This window comes from Methanomethylovorans sp., from assembly GCF_041305605.1.
Taxonomy (GTDB): Archaea; Halobacteriota; Methanosarcinia; order Methanosarcinales; family Methanosarcinaceae; genus Methanomethylovorans.
In genome coordinates this window covers 1-15,663 of the sequence record NZ_JBFYLB010000146.1, presented here as the reverse complement: position 1 = coordinate 15,663, position 15,663 = coordinate 1, and the positions used below count along the sequence as shown (strand labels likewise).

Here is a 15,663-nt window from a genome sequence, read left to right as displayed (position 1 = left end):
CCACTTACGAGTACAAATAGGAGCCCCTCTCCTGTTGTAAAGAGAGAAGTCAATTCCTCATTTTGAAAAATATAGATCCACTTAGGCAGAAAACCTATAGGAAGACCAGAGGAATCGGCTTGCCAGTTAAAGAGGCCGGTAACTATCTGCTGTGAAACACCTGCCACAATGAAAAGACCTACACCCGAACCAATACCCCATTTAGACACTACTTCATCCATGAATAGCACCAGCACTCCGCCGATACATATCTGAATAAATATAAGTATAGTAATTATGGTTCCACTAACACCCAGGGAAGAAGCAAGATTCAGATCTGGCTGGATGTATCCACCCATGATCTGAGGCAGAGCTTCCAGTACGATCATCACAAATACCATGAATTTCTGTGCACCCTGGAAAAAAGCCTGGTCAGAAGGATTGGAAAGATCCAGTTTGATCACATCTGCACCTACAAGTAGCTGGAGAACTATTGATGCGGTGACGATGGGACCTATACCAAGTAAGATCAATGAATTCGATGCCCCTGCAAAGAAGGCACGATATTGTTCGAACAAATCTATCGAATCTGCAGATAATCCAAATAAAGGCACATTCGCAAGTGCAAAGTATAGCACAAGTACGCCTAACGTCCACATAAGCTTGTTCTTGAAATGTACGTGGCCTTCTGGACTGGCAACTGCAGGCAATTTTTTAAATATGGGGTCTAAACTCTCCTTGAAACTCATCATTCCACCCTTTAAGCTGGAGAAATGCAAACACAGAATTTATGCTTATGGTTAATTAATAAACCTAAATATACGTCCACATAAATAAAGTTGCACCCTATAGTCGTTTATATTACAAAAATGGAATAAGTAATGCCAATAGGCATTACTTTTAAGGCTCCAGGCACGAACCGCCTGCAGCTTCTATTTTTTCTCTTGCCACGCCAGAAAACTCATGGGCTGTGACAGCAAGCTTCTTGGTGACCCTGCCAGTACCAAGTACCTTATCGATATCAAGACATGTCAGATCAATACGGTATTGGCCTTCTTCAAGCTGGGCCAAACCATCAATTACTAACTCATCTGCAAGCTCATCAAGTTCGCCTACATTTACGACAGATACGGGTTTAAGAGTCTTTGGAGGACGGGTGAAACCATGTTTCCCCTGAGCATAACCAAGGAGAATAGCTCTGATAGCATGGTGTTTGCAAACCCCTGCTCTTCCTCTTCCACCACGATTACCTGCACCACGCCTGTTTTTATGAGTACCTCCACCACAGGTGCGAGAACCTCTGAACTTCTTTGTGTTGCCCTTGCTCATGATAATTACCTCATCTGGTTCAGGAGGACTTTTATATTCGCTCCGTGATTTCCCAGTACGCCTCCAAGCTCGACTGGCTTTTTGATCCCGGCATGTCCTTTGCGCGGTGGATGAAGCCTGAAGACTGGTTTCAATCCAGGTACATCCTTAAGTGAAGCTTTTCCGGCACATACCGCTTCAGCAAATTCGTCAATGGTGGAATAATCCGTATTTTGCGATAGATACTCATTTGTGAGCTTGTCTCCGCCTTCGAGCTTACCACGGTTGGTCATCATCTCCGCAAGAGTAGCTGCATCTATAGTACCATAGGCAACATAATCCTTAACCATCTGGATCATACCCCTGTTGTGAGGAGTATCGTTGACAACTACACAGTGATTCACTCTGTTCAGACGAAGCATGTAAAGAGTATCCTGAATGGTACCCCTTACATCCACATTACCGCGCATTCTTACAAGTACAAACATCTCAAGCTTCCTCCTTGCGGATATGGATTGGGTGTTTTACAGTACCTGTGGCTTGCAGAGCATTAAAAGTTGCCTTTGCAAAGTTCAATGTAGTCCTGGTGGTACCTTCGGTTCTGGTCCAAACATCTCTGATACCTGCCTTCTCTAACACTTTCTTTGCTGTTCCACCGGCAGCGAGGCCAAGACCTCTGGGTGCAGGAATAAGCACTATAATGACACTTCCTGCTTTACCCTTTACTTCAGATGGTACGGTATGGTTAAGGCCACAAGCGCATTCCCATGAACCGCATCCACGCTTTACGCGTACCAGATTGATCTTGGCATTCTCAATAGCCTTTCTGATAGCCGGACCTACCTGGTTATCCTTGGCCTGCCCAAGACCTACAAAACCATCGCCGTTCCCCACGATGACCGTGGCCCTGAACTTTACACGGCGACCTGAGTCAGTCATCCTCTGGACCATGTTAATATCCAGAACCTCATCTTCAAGATTGGGAAGCAATATATCCACTATCCTGGATTCTCTCAGAGGCAACCCTGAATCGATTGCCTCATCCATGGAAGTGATCTGACCCTCCTGAACAAGCTTGCCAAGCCTTGTTTGTGGAATCCATTCCTCTTCTTCGAACTGATATGCCATATGATCACCTAATTGAAAGCAGAAGAGATCTTTTCCTTGACTGTATCGAACAGTTCCGGCAGATTTGACCCTTCCATATATTCTGCAATATGTTCGCCTCTGACCCTTTCATCAGAGGGGAATACGGATGAATCATGAGGCACCTCTAGTCCCGAGTCAACAATGCCCTTTAAGGTGGCATAGACACGGGAACCAGGTGATGATGCCTGTAATCCAATATCAAGTATCCCATAATCGTATCCCTTGCTTAGAGTCCTGTAACCAAACAAGAGGCCGGTAAGATAAGCTGCCGGCGTGTTACCTGTGGAAGCATCATATCCATAATTCTTGAGTTCTGTAGATATGGCTGATGAAAGAGTAACATCTCCTTCAGGTTTCGGAGCTATGAGCTGAACCTGAATGTGTTTTGAACTCTTACGAACCACCACACGGTCTTCTTTTGATAAGAGCAACTTAAGACGCTGATGATAATTGGTGCGTCCTTCCCTTCGTCGCCTGAAAGCGACTTTATATCTGGGCCCTGTTGCCATGATCATATCCTCCTGGATAAAACATCAAAGCTTCTGTTTATCATCTTCATCCCTCACGTTTAAGGAGCTTTTGTGACTCAAGGTGTGATTCCATGTGGGCAACACTACGGTATTCTCCACCCTTTGCTTTACGATAGATCTTACAATATGTGGATTTTTCCAGAGAACCATCTGCACGGAGTTCCTTCAGCCTCGCCCTGATGGCACGGATCCTCTTGATCCATTGATCTTTTCTGGGATTCCTTGCCCCTTTTGTACCCTTCCTTGAACCGTGCCCCTTACGGTGGCCATACTTGCGCTTGACATCCCTTATTCTTGCACGGCCTCTGCTAACGCCTTTCGGTTTGACAGCAGTGATGCTTCCCTTCTGGATGAGTTCACGAAGATCTGCCCTTGTGATCGCAACAGCGATATCATTGGCAGCCTCCGGATCCATCCATACTCTGTGTACACCACAGCCCATGACCTCGGCAGCGATCCTTTTCTGGTTAGAAAGATCAGTCATCTTATTCACTCCTCGAAGGATTGAGAATCTTTATTCCCAGGGAAACTGCCTTTTCCTCTATCATGGCTTTCTTTCTTGCACCGACCTTTGCAGCTATCCTTATAGCCACTGTATTAGCATCGAGGGATGAAACATCTTTCGGAGTTTCGACCATGACTTCGGAATACCCGGAAGGGTGTAGACCCTTAACCAGAACCGGACTGCCATAGCCCACCTGAGCATGTGCACCCTTTGCGACATATCCAGTACGTTTTTTATTGTGCTGGCCTCTTGGAATTCTCCAGTTGGAATCCAGTCTCTTGTACTTGTGACAATCAGTCCTCTTGAACTGGGGCTTCTTTGCCTTCTGCACCTTACGAACTTTGAAAAGGCGTTTACCTTCAGCGTCCATTGATGCACCACAGTTGGCAGTTACAGAAGAGGACTTAGTGATATTATCTTCCATTCAAATCACCTACAATATCTTCTCCACGATATAGATACCATCCTGGAATACACGGGGATCGAATCTCTTGATCTTCGTGGCTTGCTCTATGTTGGCTGCTGTCTGCCCGACATCCTCTTTGTTTATACCAGTGATAGTAACCTGGTCGGCTCCCGCCTTGACCTTGGTTTCACCGAGGATATTTGCAGATCTTGCTTTTTTCTCGCCCAAGAAATTACCGATAAGCATTTTCTTACCCTCGACCTTCAGCTGCATAGGGAAGTGTGAGTAAACAACCTTCATGCGGTACTCAAACCCTTGGGTCACACCTTTCATCATATTGTTAATATGTGAAGAGAAGGTGCCGATCATCGCCTTGTGGGACTTCTTTGTCGAAGTTGAGTCCACTATGATCTCAGAGCCTGCAACCTCAATTATGATTCCTGGATACCAGAGGTATCTCTCATTCTTTCCTTTTGGTCCTGATACGGAAAGGATGTCATTCTGAAAAGCTACAGTAACGCCTTCCGGAATGCTGATCACGTTCTTCATCTCTTTAGCCATTGAACCACTCCATATCAGTACACATATGCAAGAAGCTGTCCACCGATGTTTTTCTCACGTGCATCGTATTGGGACATGACACCATGAGATGTAGTAAGGATCAATGTTCCGAAGTTCTTGGCTGGCAAAAATTGCTTCTCCCATTTCTCGAAATCAACTGAACCTACTGAATAACGTGGCTTTATTGCTCCGCATTTATTTATTCTACCAATGAGCTTAACCTCATAGATTCCCGCTTTACCATCCTCGATGAACTCGAACTCACCGAGGTATCCACTGTCCTGCATCACTTTAAGGACCGTACCTATGAGCTTTGATGCCGGTTTAAGCGTGCATGACTGTTTACCGATTGCCTCTGCATTCTTTATAGTGGAGAGTGCATCAGCAAGAGGATCTAATAACACCATTATTTTTCACCTCAAGTATATTTCTCAAATCCCATATCATGGGCTATCTCACGGAAACAGTGGCGGCACAGGTAAATATCATATTTCCTTACAAGGCCTTGCTTTCTTCCGCATCTTTTGCATTCGTGTGCTCCGCGGCCAAATTGCTTAGTAGTGTTGACCATTTATGCTACCTCCACGAAGTATTTGTCCTTGAAGAAGGAAATTGTATCATCCTTTGTGATCCTGTGCGATGAAGGAATCTTTCTCTCCGATATCCTTCTTTTACTGATCCTGTATCCCGGACGGTTGACTACAACATTTATATCCATACCAAAGACACCGATGTTTGGATCATACCTCATTCCCGGGAAATCCGTGTGTTCTTCAATTCCGAATGCAACGTTCCCGTTTTTATCAAACTGGGAAGCTGACAACCTTTTCTCTACTATTGATAGAGCAGTCGCCAGGAACTTCTCTGCATTGCCGCCACGAAGAGTGACCTTGCAACCTATTGGTTCACCTTTCTTAATACTGAATGCAGGAAGGGTCTTCTTTGAATATGTACGAACCACAGCTTGCCCAGTAATCCCTTTCATGATTCCTTCAGCATTCACAAGGTGCTCACCACTTTCACCGACACCCATGTGAACAATGACCTTTTCAACCCTGGGTGTTCTCATTGGATTACTCAATGACCTCACCACCCAGTTTTATTTCTGGCTTATCCGTACCGATCACCACAACATAATCTTCTATGGTGTGGAATTCCTCATTTTCACCGGCAATTAGGACAGTGTTGGAGTTGGAACTACGAACTGTATTGATATCTTTGATAGCGCCAATCTTACCAGTATGCTTACCGCCAATTATCAATGCAAGATTGCCGACTTCATACTTGATATGTTTGAGTATATTCTTGTCCGGTACTGAAAGAATCACTGAGTCTTTGGCTTTGAAGTCGTTTGAGCCAATCAGATTAGAACCATCATTGAGATTGAGCTGTACTTTGCCGCCCTTCACCACGGTCTTTCCGCTAATCCTGCATAACTTGCTTGCCTCTATACCTGCAAGTTTATGTAATTCTAATCTTCCCTTCCTATCAAGGAGCACTCTATATGATTGTTCCATCTTAGGAATAGAAACTACATCTAATAACCCTATAGGGAACCTTAGGTCTTTCCTGATAATGCCGTCAACAAGGATGCTACCCTCAGAAAGCACCCTCTTTGCCTCTACCCTTGTGTCCACAACATGTAACATATCCCTGAGAACCACTCCAAGAGGAATGCTCAGTTGCTTGTTGTGAGGACCTGGCCTTGTTGATGTTATCCATTTATTGGATTTCTTGGATGTCTGCCAGCTCTTTGGTACAGAGATCCTTTTTTGATGTCTTCCCACAAAACCACCTACTTCCTACTCAATACTTCTGATCTGCGGTCATCTTTCATTTCAAGGGATGTGATCGTTACATTGGAGGGATAGATAGGCCTTGGTACTTCTGTACCATCTGCTTTGGACACTGCTACTCCTTCTACAACTATGGTCCCATGTTTAAGTGATACCGCTTCTACTTTACCTGTAGTGCCTGCGTGGTCTCCGCGCATAACTTTTACAGTGTCGCCGACAATGACTCTGGCTGTCCTGCGCCCATATTTCTCACGGAGCTCTTTAGAAAGAGGAGCACCCATGTATTTCTGCCTCAAATGCAGTGGAGCAGTATACCGAAGTTTTCGTTGTTTCCTTGGCTGATTAGTAACCATTGCATGCACCTCACACTATAATTGAAGCCGTTGTACCAATCTTTGGATACCTTTCTGCAACCTCTCTTGCAATCGGTCCTTTCAGATCGGTTCCCTTGGGCAGACCATCCTCATCAGTGATCACAACTGCATTGTCCTCAAAGGAAACCCTCAATCCATCCGGACGACGGAATTCCTTCTTCTGACGGACTACAACAGCATACATGATCTGCTTACGCATTTCTGGAGTACCTTTCTTCACAGATACTACACACATGTCACCTATGCCTGCACATGGTTGTCTGTTCTTGGTACCTCTGTAACGCTTTACAGATATGATCTCAACAACTCTTGCACCGGTGTTGTCCACACAATCTATGCGAGCACCGCTGTTCAATGGGCGAGGTATAGTGGAACGGATCCCTCTCATGCCTCTACCCCCGTTTTGATGACCACATAGGATTTAGTCTTACTCAGAGGACGGCATTCCATAACTGTCACAATGTCTCCCACCTGTGCATCAATACATGGAGGGTTGTGAGCATGGATCTTAGATTGCCTTTTCTCATACCTCTGATACTTGCTTATAAGTACTTCATGTCTTCTCTGGATGACCACGGTCCTGTCCATCTTGTTGCTAACAACGGTGCCCACCAGTACCTGTCCCCTGACCGGCAGCTTTCCGTGGAATGGACAATTAACGTCAGTGCACTCCTGTTCAGGAGCGGGCACATCCAATCCGATATCTCTTGTCATGATTATTACCTCATGCGAATTTTCCTGATATTTTTAATCCTATTCTCGGGTTGTGAGAGCAATAAATTCCCGTTCACTTTCACTTGCTCAGTAACACGTGTATTCCCTCTGAGGAGAGGTATATGGAACAAGAATGTTGATCCTGATTTTGGAACCATCTTTTCATATTTATCATATGTTTCCAAGATCAACATGTTCTTTGTTTCACCTACCACTTTGCCGCGAACTTTCTCTAAAGAGGGATTGTTTGAGTTGATCACTTCTGTGAACAGTCCGATAAGTTCGTGAAATATCAGGTTATAAGCGGATATTTCCACTTCAGATCTCCTTTAACTCTTTCTGGACAGTCTTAACACGTGCGATGGTCCTCCTGAGCAATCCAATTCTACCTGGATTATCCGGAGCACCACCCGCAGAAGTAAGGGCACGCTCACGTATAAGCTCACTCCCTAACTTGTCAAGCTCGTCCATCCGTTCATTAGGGCTCATGTCCCTAATTTCATTCATACGCAGGATAGCCATGATCAACCCTCCCTATGGATACGGGCTGTCGGATGCCAGTAGTCATGTCCCGCATGCTTGTGCTGCCAGACACCATCGATTTCCCTGCGCTCTTCGTTCTCAAGAACCTCGGTGGACCCGGAATCAGCTGTTGAACAAGAAGGCTCATCTACAGATACTTCATTTTCAACTATCGCCTTGTCAGACTTTTCAGCCTTCTCCACAGATTCCTCTTCAAAAGCCTCTTCAACCTCAGCAACCTCACCTGAAGCCTCTTCTTTTACAAGCTTTTTAATGTCTGCTTTGGGCTGAACCTTGGCAATTTCAGATATTGGTTCTGGAGCAATATCCTTTAACTTAAAGGAGTCCGGAAGAACCGCACCCGGTGGAATTATCCTTACCTTGCAGCCAAGGGTACCAAGTTTTTTGATCGCTACAGCAAAACCATCATCGACAATATCATCTACCGGTTTACCTGCATGCTTTATATAGCCTTCAACGATCTTCTCTGTCCTTGACCTTGCTCCTGTAAGCTTACCTGAGATCACGATCTCACAGCCAAGTGCACCTGCATTCATGATGGCCCTCATAGCATTGTGGCCAGCCTTTCTGAAATACCATCCTCTTTCAATGGATGATGCAAGGCGAGTTGCCATCATTTGTGCATTGAGCTCGGGCCTCCTGACTTCCTGGGCATCTATCTGAGGATTGTCCATGTCATACATTCTGTCAATATCACGTGTAAGTTTACGGATAACCTTACCTGCTTTGCCAATAACCATTCCTGGTTTCTCAGCATAAACCGTGATTTGGGTCCCCATAGGAGTTCTGTTGATCTCCATACCGCCGTATCCAGCCCTGTTGAGCTGTTTAGCAAAGTATTCGTCCAGTGAAGCTTTGACATAACCCTCACGCACGAATTTCTTCTCTATTGCCATTAGCGCACCTCGTTCAATATAATCTCAATGTTAACAGTGTCCGTATTGTACGGACTGCCTCTTCCACGTGCCCTTGCGATCATTCCGGGAATCACGCGGCCGCCCTTTGTTGCTACATGAGCAATATACATGCGCTCGGGATCCAAACCCTTATATTCAGCATTGCTTCCAGCATTCTCCAAAAGCTTGAGGAATGCCTTTGCAGCATCCACTGGATATCTGCCACCTGCCATTGGTCCCTTCTTGTGGCCTGCACCTTCACAGTGCCTCTTGAAGGGTACTGCCTGCTTCTTGGCAACAACTGCCTCGAGATATTTCTTGGCGTTCTGGGTCCGCATTCCTTTAAGAGCCCTCCCTAGTTCCCGCGATTTTTTAGGGGAGATATGAAGCTCGGAGCCCATTGCCTTAGAGCTGGTCTTGGGATCCATTTCTAAAGTGTAATCAATCCTTGCCATACATCATCACCTTATTTCAGCGGTACGAACCTGCTTGAACGGGTAGCTCCTACACCGGCACTTCCGTGAGACACTTTTGAACGGCTCAATGCAAACTCGCCGAACCTGTGACCGATCATCTCAGGCTGTATCTCAAAGTCAAGGAAGCTCTTGCCGTTGTATACTGCAACGGTCTTGCCTACCATATCCGGAAGTATGATGACATTCCTGTAATGAGTACGCACGTTGTCTGCGCCATCCTTTATTTGCTGCATTACGTCCTTCTGATGATCATTGAAGCCCCTCGTAATAGAGCGGCGCTCCCTTGCTGTGAGAAGTTCTGTGAACTCCTCCAGGCTCATCGCCTGGAGCTGCTCAAGGGTCTTGCCACGATATGTGAACTCACCTTTTCGTTTTGGTAATTTTGATCCTATTTTTTTTGCCATGGGATTACCTCCGGTTCAACGCCTTCCGGTTCTGCGTGCTGCTATCTGTCCAACCTTACGTCCGGGCGGGGCATTCCTACCAACTGTTGTTGGTCTTCCTGGATGCTGCCTGTTACCTCCACCGAAGGGGTGGTCAATTACGTTCATGGCAACTCCCCTGACACGAGGATACTTTGCAGCCCTTGTTTTCATCTTGTGATATTTCTTACCTGCCTTGAGGAAAGGTCTGTCCAGCCTTCCGCCACCTGCAACGATACCAACGGTGGCACGACATTTGGAGTTAAGCCACTTCATTTCACCCGATGGCATCTGTACAACCGTCTTTCCTTTTCCCTTATCATGGGAAACCACCGTTGCATAAACACCAGATGAACGTGCAAATTGGCCGCCATCATTGGGCTTTGACTCAATATTGCACACAGGGACACCTTCAGGAATGTTTTGAAGTGGCAAGACGTTACCTGGCCTTACTTCAGCTTCTGCACCACATGATATGATGGTACCCACAGCCATGCCCTCGGGAGCCAGGATCATACGTTCTTCGCCGTTAGCAAAAGATACTTTCGCCAATGGTGCAGAACGTGCAGGATCATGCTCAATACCTACTACAGTACCTGTAAGTGTATCATTCTCGTTCACTTTAGGATGCTTCAGAGAAGCCTTATACCTATGAGAGGGAGCTCTATAGGTAGGTGTACCGCGACCCCTGTTCTGTGAAATTATTCGTTTACCCATTATTACTCACCTCACATCAGTCCGATCCTTGTGGCGATCTCGTGAGCCGCATCAGTTTCACTGAAGGTCACGATGGCTTTCTTCTGGCCATTCATGGTACTCATTGTACAGACGGATACAACATTGAAGCCATACATTTTCATGACATCTGACTTGATCTGTCCTTTAGTTGCCTTTCTGTTGACAATGAACTGGAGTTTATTGTTTTCCAGTAACATCATGGCCTTTTCTGTGATGAATGGATAATTGATAGCTGTCATACGAACATACCCTCCAGAGCTGCTATAGCAGATTCTGTCCATATGGTCAGTCTGCCTGCGTGAGTACCTGGGGCCAGCAATTCAGTACTTATGGAGTCAACGGAAACAACATCCACACCTGCCAGATTCCTTGCAGAATTGAACAATGTACTTCCCTCATCAGCTACTATCAGCAGACTTTTTCGGTTCTTGTACCTTCTTCCTCTAAGCTTTCCACGACCCGCTCTGATGTTCCTGCCTTCCTTTGCACGCAGTATGTCCTCGAACACACCAGCCGCTTTAAGGAATTGCACAACATCTTTTGTTTTTCCCAGGTCCTGCAATGCATTTTCTGCTACCAATGGCAACTGGACGGTCTGCTCGAACTTATGACCACGAGCCCTTACAAGCTCCACATTACCCGTTGCTGAAACTGCTGAACGGATAGCAAGTCTGCGTTCTTTTTTGTTTACCTTTTCTGTCCTGTCTGCCTCTGGCTTTGGTGGATGTGCTGCCCTTCCGCCAACTGCCTGCGGAACCCTGGCTGCACGGCTACCAGTGACAATCCTTGGTATCTGTGCCACACCTCGTCCCGATCCCCAGGATACTGCCGAAGTTTCCATACCTGCATATAATCGAGGACCATAGGGCTGGTATCTCTTGGCCTGAGATGCAAGCACTGCCCTCTTGATAAGATCCGGCCTGTATGACTCATTGAAAATCTCAGGCAGGGATATCTCACCTTTTAGATTACCAGAAATATCAATTACATTAGTTTTAGCCATTTAATTCACCCCTGCTTGCTCTGTGTGCTGATGTGAACGATCTGAGGTTCACCCATAGCGGACACCCTGGCTCTGGTAGGTTCACGCAGCCTGATAAGTCTCTTGGACGGACCTGGCACACTGCCCTTGATGAGCACATAATCGTTCCTCACAAGGCCAAAGTTCATGAAACCACCGACAGGATTGATCTCCTCGGGGTTTGTACCTATCTTGAAGATACGTTTATTACATTCGGTCCTCTGGTGAAAACCGGTCTGACCCATCTGAGGAACTCTCCAGCTCACATGTGCGGGCCTGAAAGGACCAAGTGTACCGATCTGCCTCAGGCTTCCCTGACGGGAATGTTTACCTTTTTGAAGCATGATACCCCATCTTTTAACAGGACCCTGGGTACCCTTTCCAATTGTGATCGCAGCTACATCAACTAAACTGCCACCCTTGAAAACATCGCTTATGCGTACCTCTTTACCGAGGATGGACTTTGCATATTCATATTTGTCCTTAGCATTTGCTCCGCTTATGCCGGTTTCCATGATGTCAGCATTCTTCTTGGGAACACCTGATATGCTTTTTGGCACAGTATATGTCACTACCCTTATATCAGAAACTGTACCGTCGTTCATCAGTTGTTCGATTTTCCCCAGAGCTGCATTAGTGTCATGTTTTACTGGGATCGATATTGTCTGCCCAAGACTTTTGTCAAGTTCAGTGCTCCAAGCCTCTGCCAGAGCCCGCTCACCACTGTTATCTTTTCCATAGGCCCTAATAGCAGCCACTCGAATAGCCGGCGTTTCGATCACAGTTACAGGTACTGTGATCTCAAGACCTTCTGTAAGGCTGTTCTTGGTATCATCGATGATTACCACATGGGTCATACCGACCTTGTAACCAGCGAAATCCTGAAGTTTTATTCCAGTTTCTGATACCGGCCATGACCTGTAACGTGGTATGGGGCTTTGTGCTCTTTTGCGCGGACTGAACGCGAGTGATCCTCGCCTTGGTCTGTGTCCATGTGCCATTGTTATTCTCCCGATCTATATTTTTTAGATTTGGCCGTTCAACTTTCTTGCTGATAGCATGGGTCATGCAAAAAGTCCAAGTGCCACTGGGATCAGGATACACACATTTATCGTGTAATCGGCAGATACTGCCGCTGCTGTACAACCGCAAATTGACAGTACACTGCCCTATGCCGGTAGGATTATAGCAGACATCCCTACAGTGGTCATCTCCAGAACGATTTAAACACCTTATGTCCCTGCATACGTTTCCGCAAGCAAGAGGGCATTCTTGAAGAGGCCCCGAACATCACATGTTAAATCCGACTTTTTCACACGTAGTTAATTTCATTGCGATATGCAAGGCAAACCTTACATACCCATCTCTATCGTTGCGCTTAGATAGATAAATACATATATAAAACCTTTGCATGAGAAGAGTACCTGAAAGATAAACTGGAACAACCGTTCCCTATCAATCTTCCAATAAATAGAAACTTACAACTTCTTACCTGATCTAACTGTAAAAGGTAAATACATTTTCAGATATATACTTATTCACCCATTCCCCCCAGCCAATATCTGAAAAAGATAAAAGCTTATTGAACACTAATCAAAAATGGACAAAAAATGAATAAAAAATCAAGCCTGAAGCCTTCCAAGGTCAAAAGCCTTGATGTTAATGTCCACCGTTTTCTTTGGAACTGACTCCCTGATACAATTTACCAACACATTTTTGGATATTGGCAAAAATTTAGATACTGCTCCTATCATCACAGTATTCATGGATTGCACATGGCCAGCCTCTTTGGCAAGTTGCACTGCATTAAAAGCCTTTACAGTAAACCTCTGTTCCAGATAGTCAATGATCTTCCCCACATCAGGATACGACGAAAGGCCTGACGTTACAGTAACAGGCAATACTGGCTCAGTGTTCACAAGAACTATACCATCATCCGACAGATATTCAATATACCTTAAAGCCTCGCTGGGTTCCAAGGCAAGTAAAGCATCTCCACTTTTCAGAGGGATAAGGGAACCGAACTCACAACCGATCCTCAAATGATTGACTACGGAACCACCCCTCTGGGCCATACCATGAGTCTCAGCAGCCATCACTGGCAATCCTTCCCTTACAGCAGCCTTACCGATTATATCAGAAGCAAGGATAGTGCCCTGCCCACCCACGCCTGCTATTACCAGATCGAAAAGAGAAACTCCTGTCAAACTCATCTCTTCACCTCCATGATCGCGCCAAACTTGCAGATCTGAGCGCATACACCACATCCGGTACACATGTTATTGATCCTCGCACTCTTAAGCTCATTATCAAATTCAGTTGCCGGACAGCCAAACCTTACACAAGCCTTGCACCCAGTACATTTATCCTGGTCTACCCCGAATGCCACTTTTTTAACACCGGACCTGCGCAAGTCGATCACACATGGCTGCCTTGTTATGACAACAGAAGTACCTGTGTGATTCCTGGCACGCCTGAACACATCTTCTGTGGAAATCAGATCATAAGGGTCCGTTTCTTCCACAAATTCCGCACCAAGAGCACGGCAGATATTTGAAATAGAGACCGCTACTGTGGATTCACCCACCGCCGTCCTACCCATTCCGGGATTCGGCTGATGACCGGTCATTGCAGTGACACGGTTGTCCATTATAGTTACTGTGATATTTGCTTTATTATATACTGCATTAAGTAGTCCATTCATTCCTGTGTGGAAGAAAGTGGAATCACCGATGGAACAGCATATAGGATGATTCTCTCCTGCATGATAGATTCCCGAGGACATAGTTATACTTGCACCCATACATAATGTAGTGTCTACAGCACCTGACTGTACACCAAGAGTGTAGCAACCAATATCACTAGGATAAATTCCATCTTTTCCGAAAACCTTCTTCATTACATAGAAAGCAGCCCTATGGGAGCAGCCAGGGCATAATACCGGAGGACGCAGAGGAAGTTCAAGGTCCATATCCTGTACCACAGGCGAAGGAGCATCAAATCCGAATGCCTTTGAAATAGCAGCCATGCAGATATCGACATTAAGTTCCCCATACCTGGGAACAAGTTCCTCTGACTTGCCCAGTATCTTTGTTCCGATACCTTGCTTTTGTGCTATGATGCGCACTTCGTCCTCTACGATCGGCTCAAGTTCCTCTACCACAAGCACCGTATCTGCATGCTCCAGCATGCTGGTGACCTTGCCCTCTGGAACCGGATATGTGCATATCTTCAGGAAAGAGGCATCCAGCCCTAATCTTTTCATAGCCTCTCTGGCATAGACAGAAGCTACCCCTGAAGAGATTATACCTATTTTCGATCCACTCTTGAGTTCAAGCTGGTTCCATGGAGAATTCTCAAGTTCTTTCCTGATATCCTCATACACCTGCAACACATAAGGATGCCTTGCTCTTGCATGCTTGGGCATCATGATCCACCTTTCCGGGATCTTTTCGAATTTTATCTGTGGCCTGTCTTCGGCTACAGTTCCGAGCTCCACATCGGATTTACCATGAGAAATACGGGTAGTAGGTCTGAAAATAGATGCTGCCTGGAACATATTTGACAGCCTGAAAGCATCCGGGATCATGTCCTTTGCTTCCTGAGGAGTTGAAGGATCAAAACAAGGCATCAGTGCGAACTGAGCATATTTGCGGGTATCCTGTTCGTTCTGTGAAGAATGACATGAAGGATCATCTGCAGATATTATTATCATTGCACCTTTGACACCCATATAAGAAAGAGTCATGAGGGGGTCTGAGGCCACATTGAGTCCCACGTGCTTCATAGTGACCACGGACCTGGCACCTGCAATAGCAGCACCAGCAGCAACTTCGAAAGCCACTTTCTCGTTCACCGACCATTCCACATAGAAATCCCTTTTTTCCATTGCTGCCAGAGTATCTATGATCTCTGAGGAAGGAGTACCCGGATAACCAGCTATCACCTGGCCACCTCCTTCAATAATGCCTCGCGCTATAGCGACATTACCAAGCATGAATTCGCGTGTGCTCATGTCAATCTCCTGCTACCTCTTACAGGACAATTATTGATAAATATATCTAAAAGTGAAGCTCATAATTTCATTCGCTCATTAGATACAGAATTTTTATACATGTCAATCTATAATCGATAAGTATAAGGCTTAAGAACTAATTGCAATATCAGTTAGTATATAGTCTGATAAAATGATACATCCCCTCTTATAGAAACAAGCTCAGGTGGTTCGATTCATGGTTACAGAGA

25 protein-coding genes and 1 pseudogene are annotated in these 15,663 nt (G+C 45.6%); all 26 read right to left on the bottom strand.

All coding sequences use genetic code 11. The annotated features are described in order from the left end of the window. Positions 1-728 (bottom strand): annotated as a pseudogene (locus ACCM36_RS09280) (preprotein translocase subunit SecY); the annotation flags it as partial. Between the two features lie 151 nt (positions 729-879). After that, a complete protein-coding gene (locus tag ACCM36_RS09275) occupies positions 880-1,308 on the bottom strand; it encodes an uL15m family ribosomal protein (protein ID WP_370573474.1) in 429 nt (142 codons plus the stop codon). A 5-nt stretch (positions 1,309-1,313) separates the two neighbouring features. Continuing rightward, positions 1,314-1,775 carry a 50S ribosomal protein L30 gene (locus ACCM36_RS09270; RefSeq protein WP_370573473.1) on the bottom strand — a complete coding sequence of 154 codons (462 nt, stop codon included), beginning with the start codon at positions 1,773-1,775 and terminating at the stop codon, positions 1,314-1,316. A 1-nt stretch (position 1,776) separates the two neighbouring features. Then, entirely contained in the window at positions 1,777-2,415 is a 639-nt protein-coding gene (locus ACCM36_RS09265; protein ID WP_370573472.1) for a 30S ribosomal protein S5, read from the bottom strand. Between the two features lie 8 nt (positions 2,416-2,423). After that, complete coding sequence (locus ACCM36_RS09260) at positions 2,424-2,945, bottom strand: 50S ribosomal protein L18 (RefSeq protein WP_370573471.1); 522 nt, start codon at positions 2,943-2,945, stop codon at positions 2,424-2,426. Between the two features lie 46 nt (positions 2,946-2,991). Beyond that, positions 2,992-3,450 carry a 50S ribosomal protein L19e gene (locus ACCM36_RS09255; RefSeq protein ID WP_370573470.1) on the bottom strand — a complete coding sequence of 153 codons (459 nt, stop codon included), beginning with the start codon at positions 3,448-3,450 and terminating at the stop codon, positions 2,992-2,994. A gap of 1 nt (position 3,451) precedes the next feature. Continuing rightward, on the bottom strand, positions 3,452-3,895 hold the full coding sequence (locus ACCM36_RS09250) for a 50S ribosomal protein L32e (RefSeq protein ID WP_370573469.1): 444 nt from the start codon (positions 3,893-3,895) through the stop codon (positions 3,452-3,454). Between the two features lie 9 nt (positions 3,896-3,904). Then, entirely contained in the window at positions 3,905-4,438 is a 534-nt protein-coding gene (gene rpl6p / locus ACCM36_RS09245) for a 50S ribosomal protein L6 (protein WP_370573468.1), read from the bottom strand. Between the two features lie 14 nt (positions 4,439-4,452). Further along, positions 4,453-4,845 (bottom strand): 30S ribosomal protein S8, encoded by a 393-nt coding sequence (locus ACCM36_RS09240; RefSeq protein WP_370573466.1) that lies wholly within the window; start codon positions 4,843-4,845, stop codon positions 4,453-4,455. Between the two features lie 11 nt (positions 4,846-4,856). After that, positions 4,857-5,009: a 30S ribosomal protein S14 gene (locus tag ACCM36_RS09235; protein WP_370573465.1), complete on the bottom strand. Its 153-nt coding sequence runs from the start codon at positions 5,007-5,009 to the stop codon at positions 4,857-4,859. After that, positions 5,010-5,507 carry a 50S ribosomal protein L5 gene (locus tag ACCM36_RS09230; protein ID WP_370573463.1) on the bottom strand — a complete coding sequence of 166 codons (498 nt, stop codon included), beginning with the start codon at positions 5,505-5,507 and terminating at the stop codon, positions 5,010-5,012. Positions 5,508-5,511: 4 nt separating this feature from the next. After that, positions 5,512-6,225 carry a 30S ribosomal protein S4e gene (locus ACCM36_RS09225; RefSeq protein WP_370573462.1) on the bottom strand — a complete coding sequence of 238 codons (714 nt, stop codon included), beginning with the start codon at positions 6,223-6,225 and terminating at the stop codon, positions 5,512-5,514. A gap of 8 nt (positions 6,226-6,233) precedes the next feature. After that, positions 6,234-6,587 carry a 50S ribosomal protein L24 gene (gene rplX, locus ACCM36_RS09220; protein ID WP_370573461.1) on the bottom strand — a complete coding sequence of 118 codons (354 nt, stop codon included), beginning with the start codon at positions 6,585-6,587 and terminating at the stop codon, positions 6,234-6,236. Positions 6,588-6,597: 10 nt separating this feature from the next. Beyond that, complete coding sequence (gene rpl14p, locus ACCM36_RS09215; protein ID WP_370573460.1) at positions 6,598-6,996, bottom strand: 50S ribosomal protein L14; 399 nt, start codon at positions 6,994-6,996, stop codon at positions 6,598-6,600. After that, entirely contained in the window at positions 6,993-7,322 is a 330-nt protein-coding gene (locus ACCM36_RS09210; protein ID WP_370573459.1) for a 30S ribosomal protein S17, read from the bottom strand. Before ACCM36_RS09210 ends, rpl14p begins: the two co-directional genes overlap by 4 nt. Before the next feature lie 5 nt (positions 7,323-7,327). After that, positions 7,328-7,639 carry a ribonuclease P protein component 1 gene (gene rnp1 / locus ACCM36_RS09205; protein ID WP_370573458.1) on the bottom strand — a complete coding sequence of 104 codons (312 nt, stop codon included), beginning with the start codon at positions 7,637-7,639 and terminating at the stop codon, positions 7,328-7,330. A gap of 1 nt (position 7,640) precedes the next feature. Further along, positions 7,641-7,844, bottom strand: coding sequence for a 50S ribosomal protein L29 (rpmC, locus tag ACCM36_RS09200; protein ID WP_370573457.1), 204 nt, complete (start codon positions 7,842-7,844; stop codon positions 7,641-7,643). Positions 7,845-7,846: 2 nt separating this feature from the next. Continuing rightward, positions 7,847-8,761 carry a 30S ribosomal protein S3 gene (locus ACCM36_RS09195; protein ID WP_370573456.1) on the bottom strand — a complete coding sequence of 305 codons (915 nt, stop codon included), beginning with the start codon at positions 8,759-8,761 and terminating at the stop codon, positions 7,847-7,849. Further along, positions 8,761-9,216 (bottom strand): 50S ribosomal protein L22, encoded by a 456-nt coding sequence (locus tag ACCM36_RS09190; RefSeq protein WP_321420452.1) that lies wholly within the window; start codon positions 9,214-9,216, stop codon positions 8,761-8,763. The genes ACCM36_RS09195 and ACCM36_RS09190 overlap by 1 nt, the downstream gene beginning before the upstream one ends. 11 nt (positions 9,217-9,227) lie before the next feature. Continuing rightward, positions 9,228-9,641, bottom strand: a complete 414-nt coding sequence (locus ACCM36_RS09185; protein WP_370573455.1) for a 30S ribosomal protein S19 — start codon at positions 9,639-9,641, stop codon at positions 9,228-9,230. 15 nt (positions 9,642-9,656) lie between these two features. After that, on the bottom strand, positions 9,657-10,376 hold the full coding sequence (locus ACCM36_RS09180) for a 50S ribosomal protein L2 (protein WP_370573454.1): 720 nt from the start codon (positions 10,374-10,376) through the stop codon (positions 9,657-9,659). Positions 10,377-10,387: 11 nt separating this feature from the next. Continuing rightward, the gene (locus tag ACCM36_RS09175) at positions 10,388-10,636 is read right to left on the bottom strand and encodes a 50S ribosomal protein L23 (protein WP_370573453.1); all 249 of its coding nucleotides are present in this window, start codon (positions 10,634-10,636) and stop codon (positions 10,388-10,390) included. Then, positions 10,633-11,400, bottom strand: coding sequence for a 50S ribosomal protein L4 (gene rpl4p / locus ACCM36_RS09170; RefSeq protein ID WP_370573452.1), 768 nt, complete (start codon positions 11,398-11,400; stop codon positions 10,633-10,635). Before rpl4p ends, ACCM36_RS09175 begins: the two co-directional genes overlap by 4 nt. A gap of 5 nt (positions 11,401-11,405) precedes the next feature. Further along, positions 11,406-12,419 (bottom strand): 50S ribosomal protein L3, encoded by a 1,014-nt coding sequence (rpl3p, locus tag ACCM36_RS09165; RefSeq protein WP_370573451.1) that lies wholly within the window; start codon positions 12,417-12,419, stop codon positions 11,406-11,408. Between the two features lie 621 nt (positions 12,420-13,040). Next, positions 13,041-13,631: an indolepyruvate oxidoreductase subunit beta gene (locus ACCM36_RS09160; protein WP_370573450.1), complete on the bottom strand. Its 591-nt coding sequence runs from the start codon at positions 13,629-13,631 to the stop codon at positions 13,041-13,043. Beyond that, positions 13,628-15,433: an indolepyruvate ferredoxin oxidoreductase subunit alpha gene (gene iorA, locus ACCM36_RS09155; protein WP_370573449.1), complete on the bottom strand. Its 1,806-nt coding sequence runs from the start codon at positions 15,431-15,433 to the stop codon at positions 13,628-13,630. The genes ACCM36_RS09160 and iorA overlap by 4 nt, the downstream gene beginning before the upstream one ends. Between the last annotated feature and the right edge of the window lie 230 nt (positions 15,434-15,663).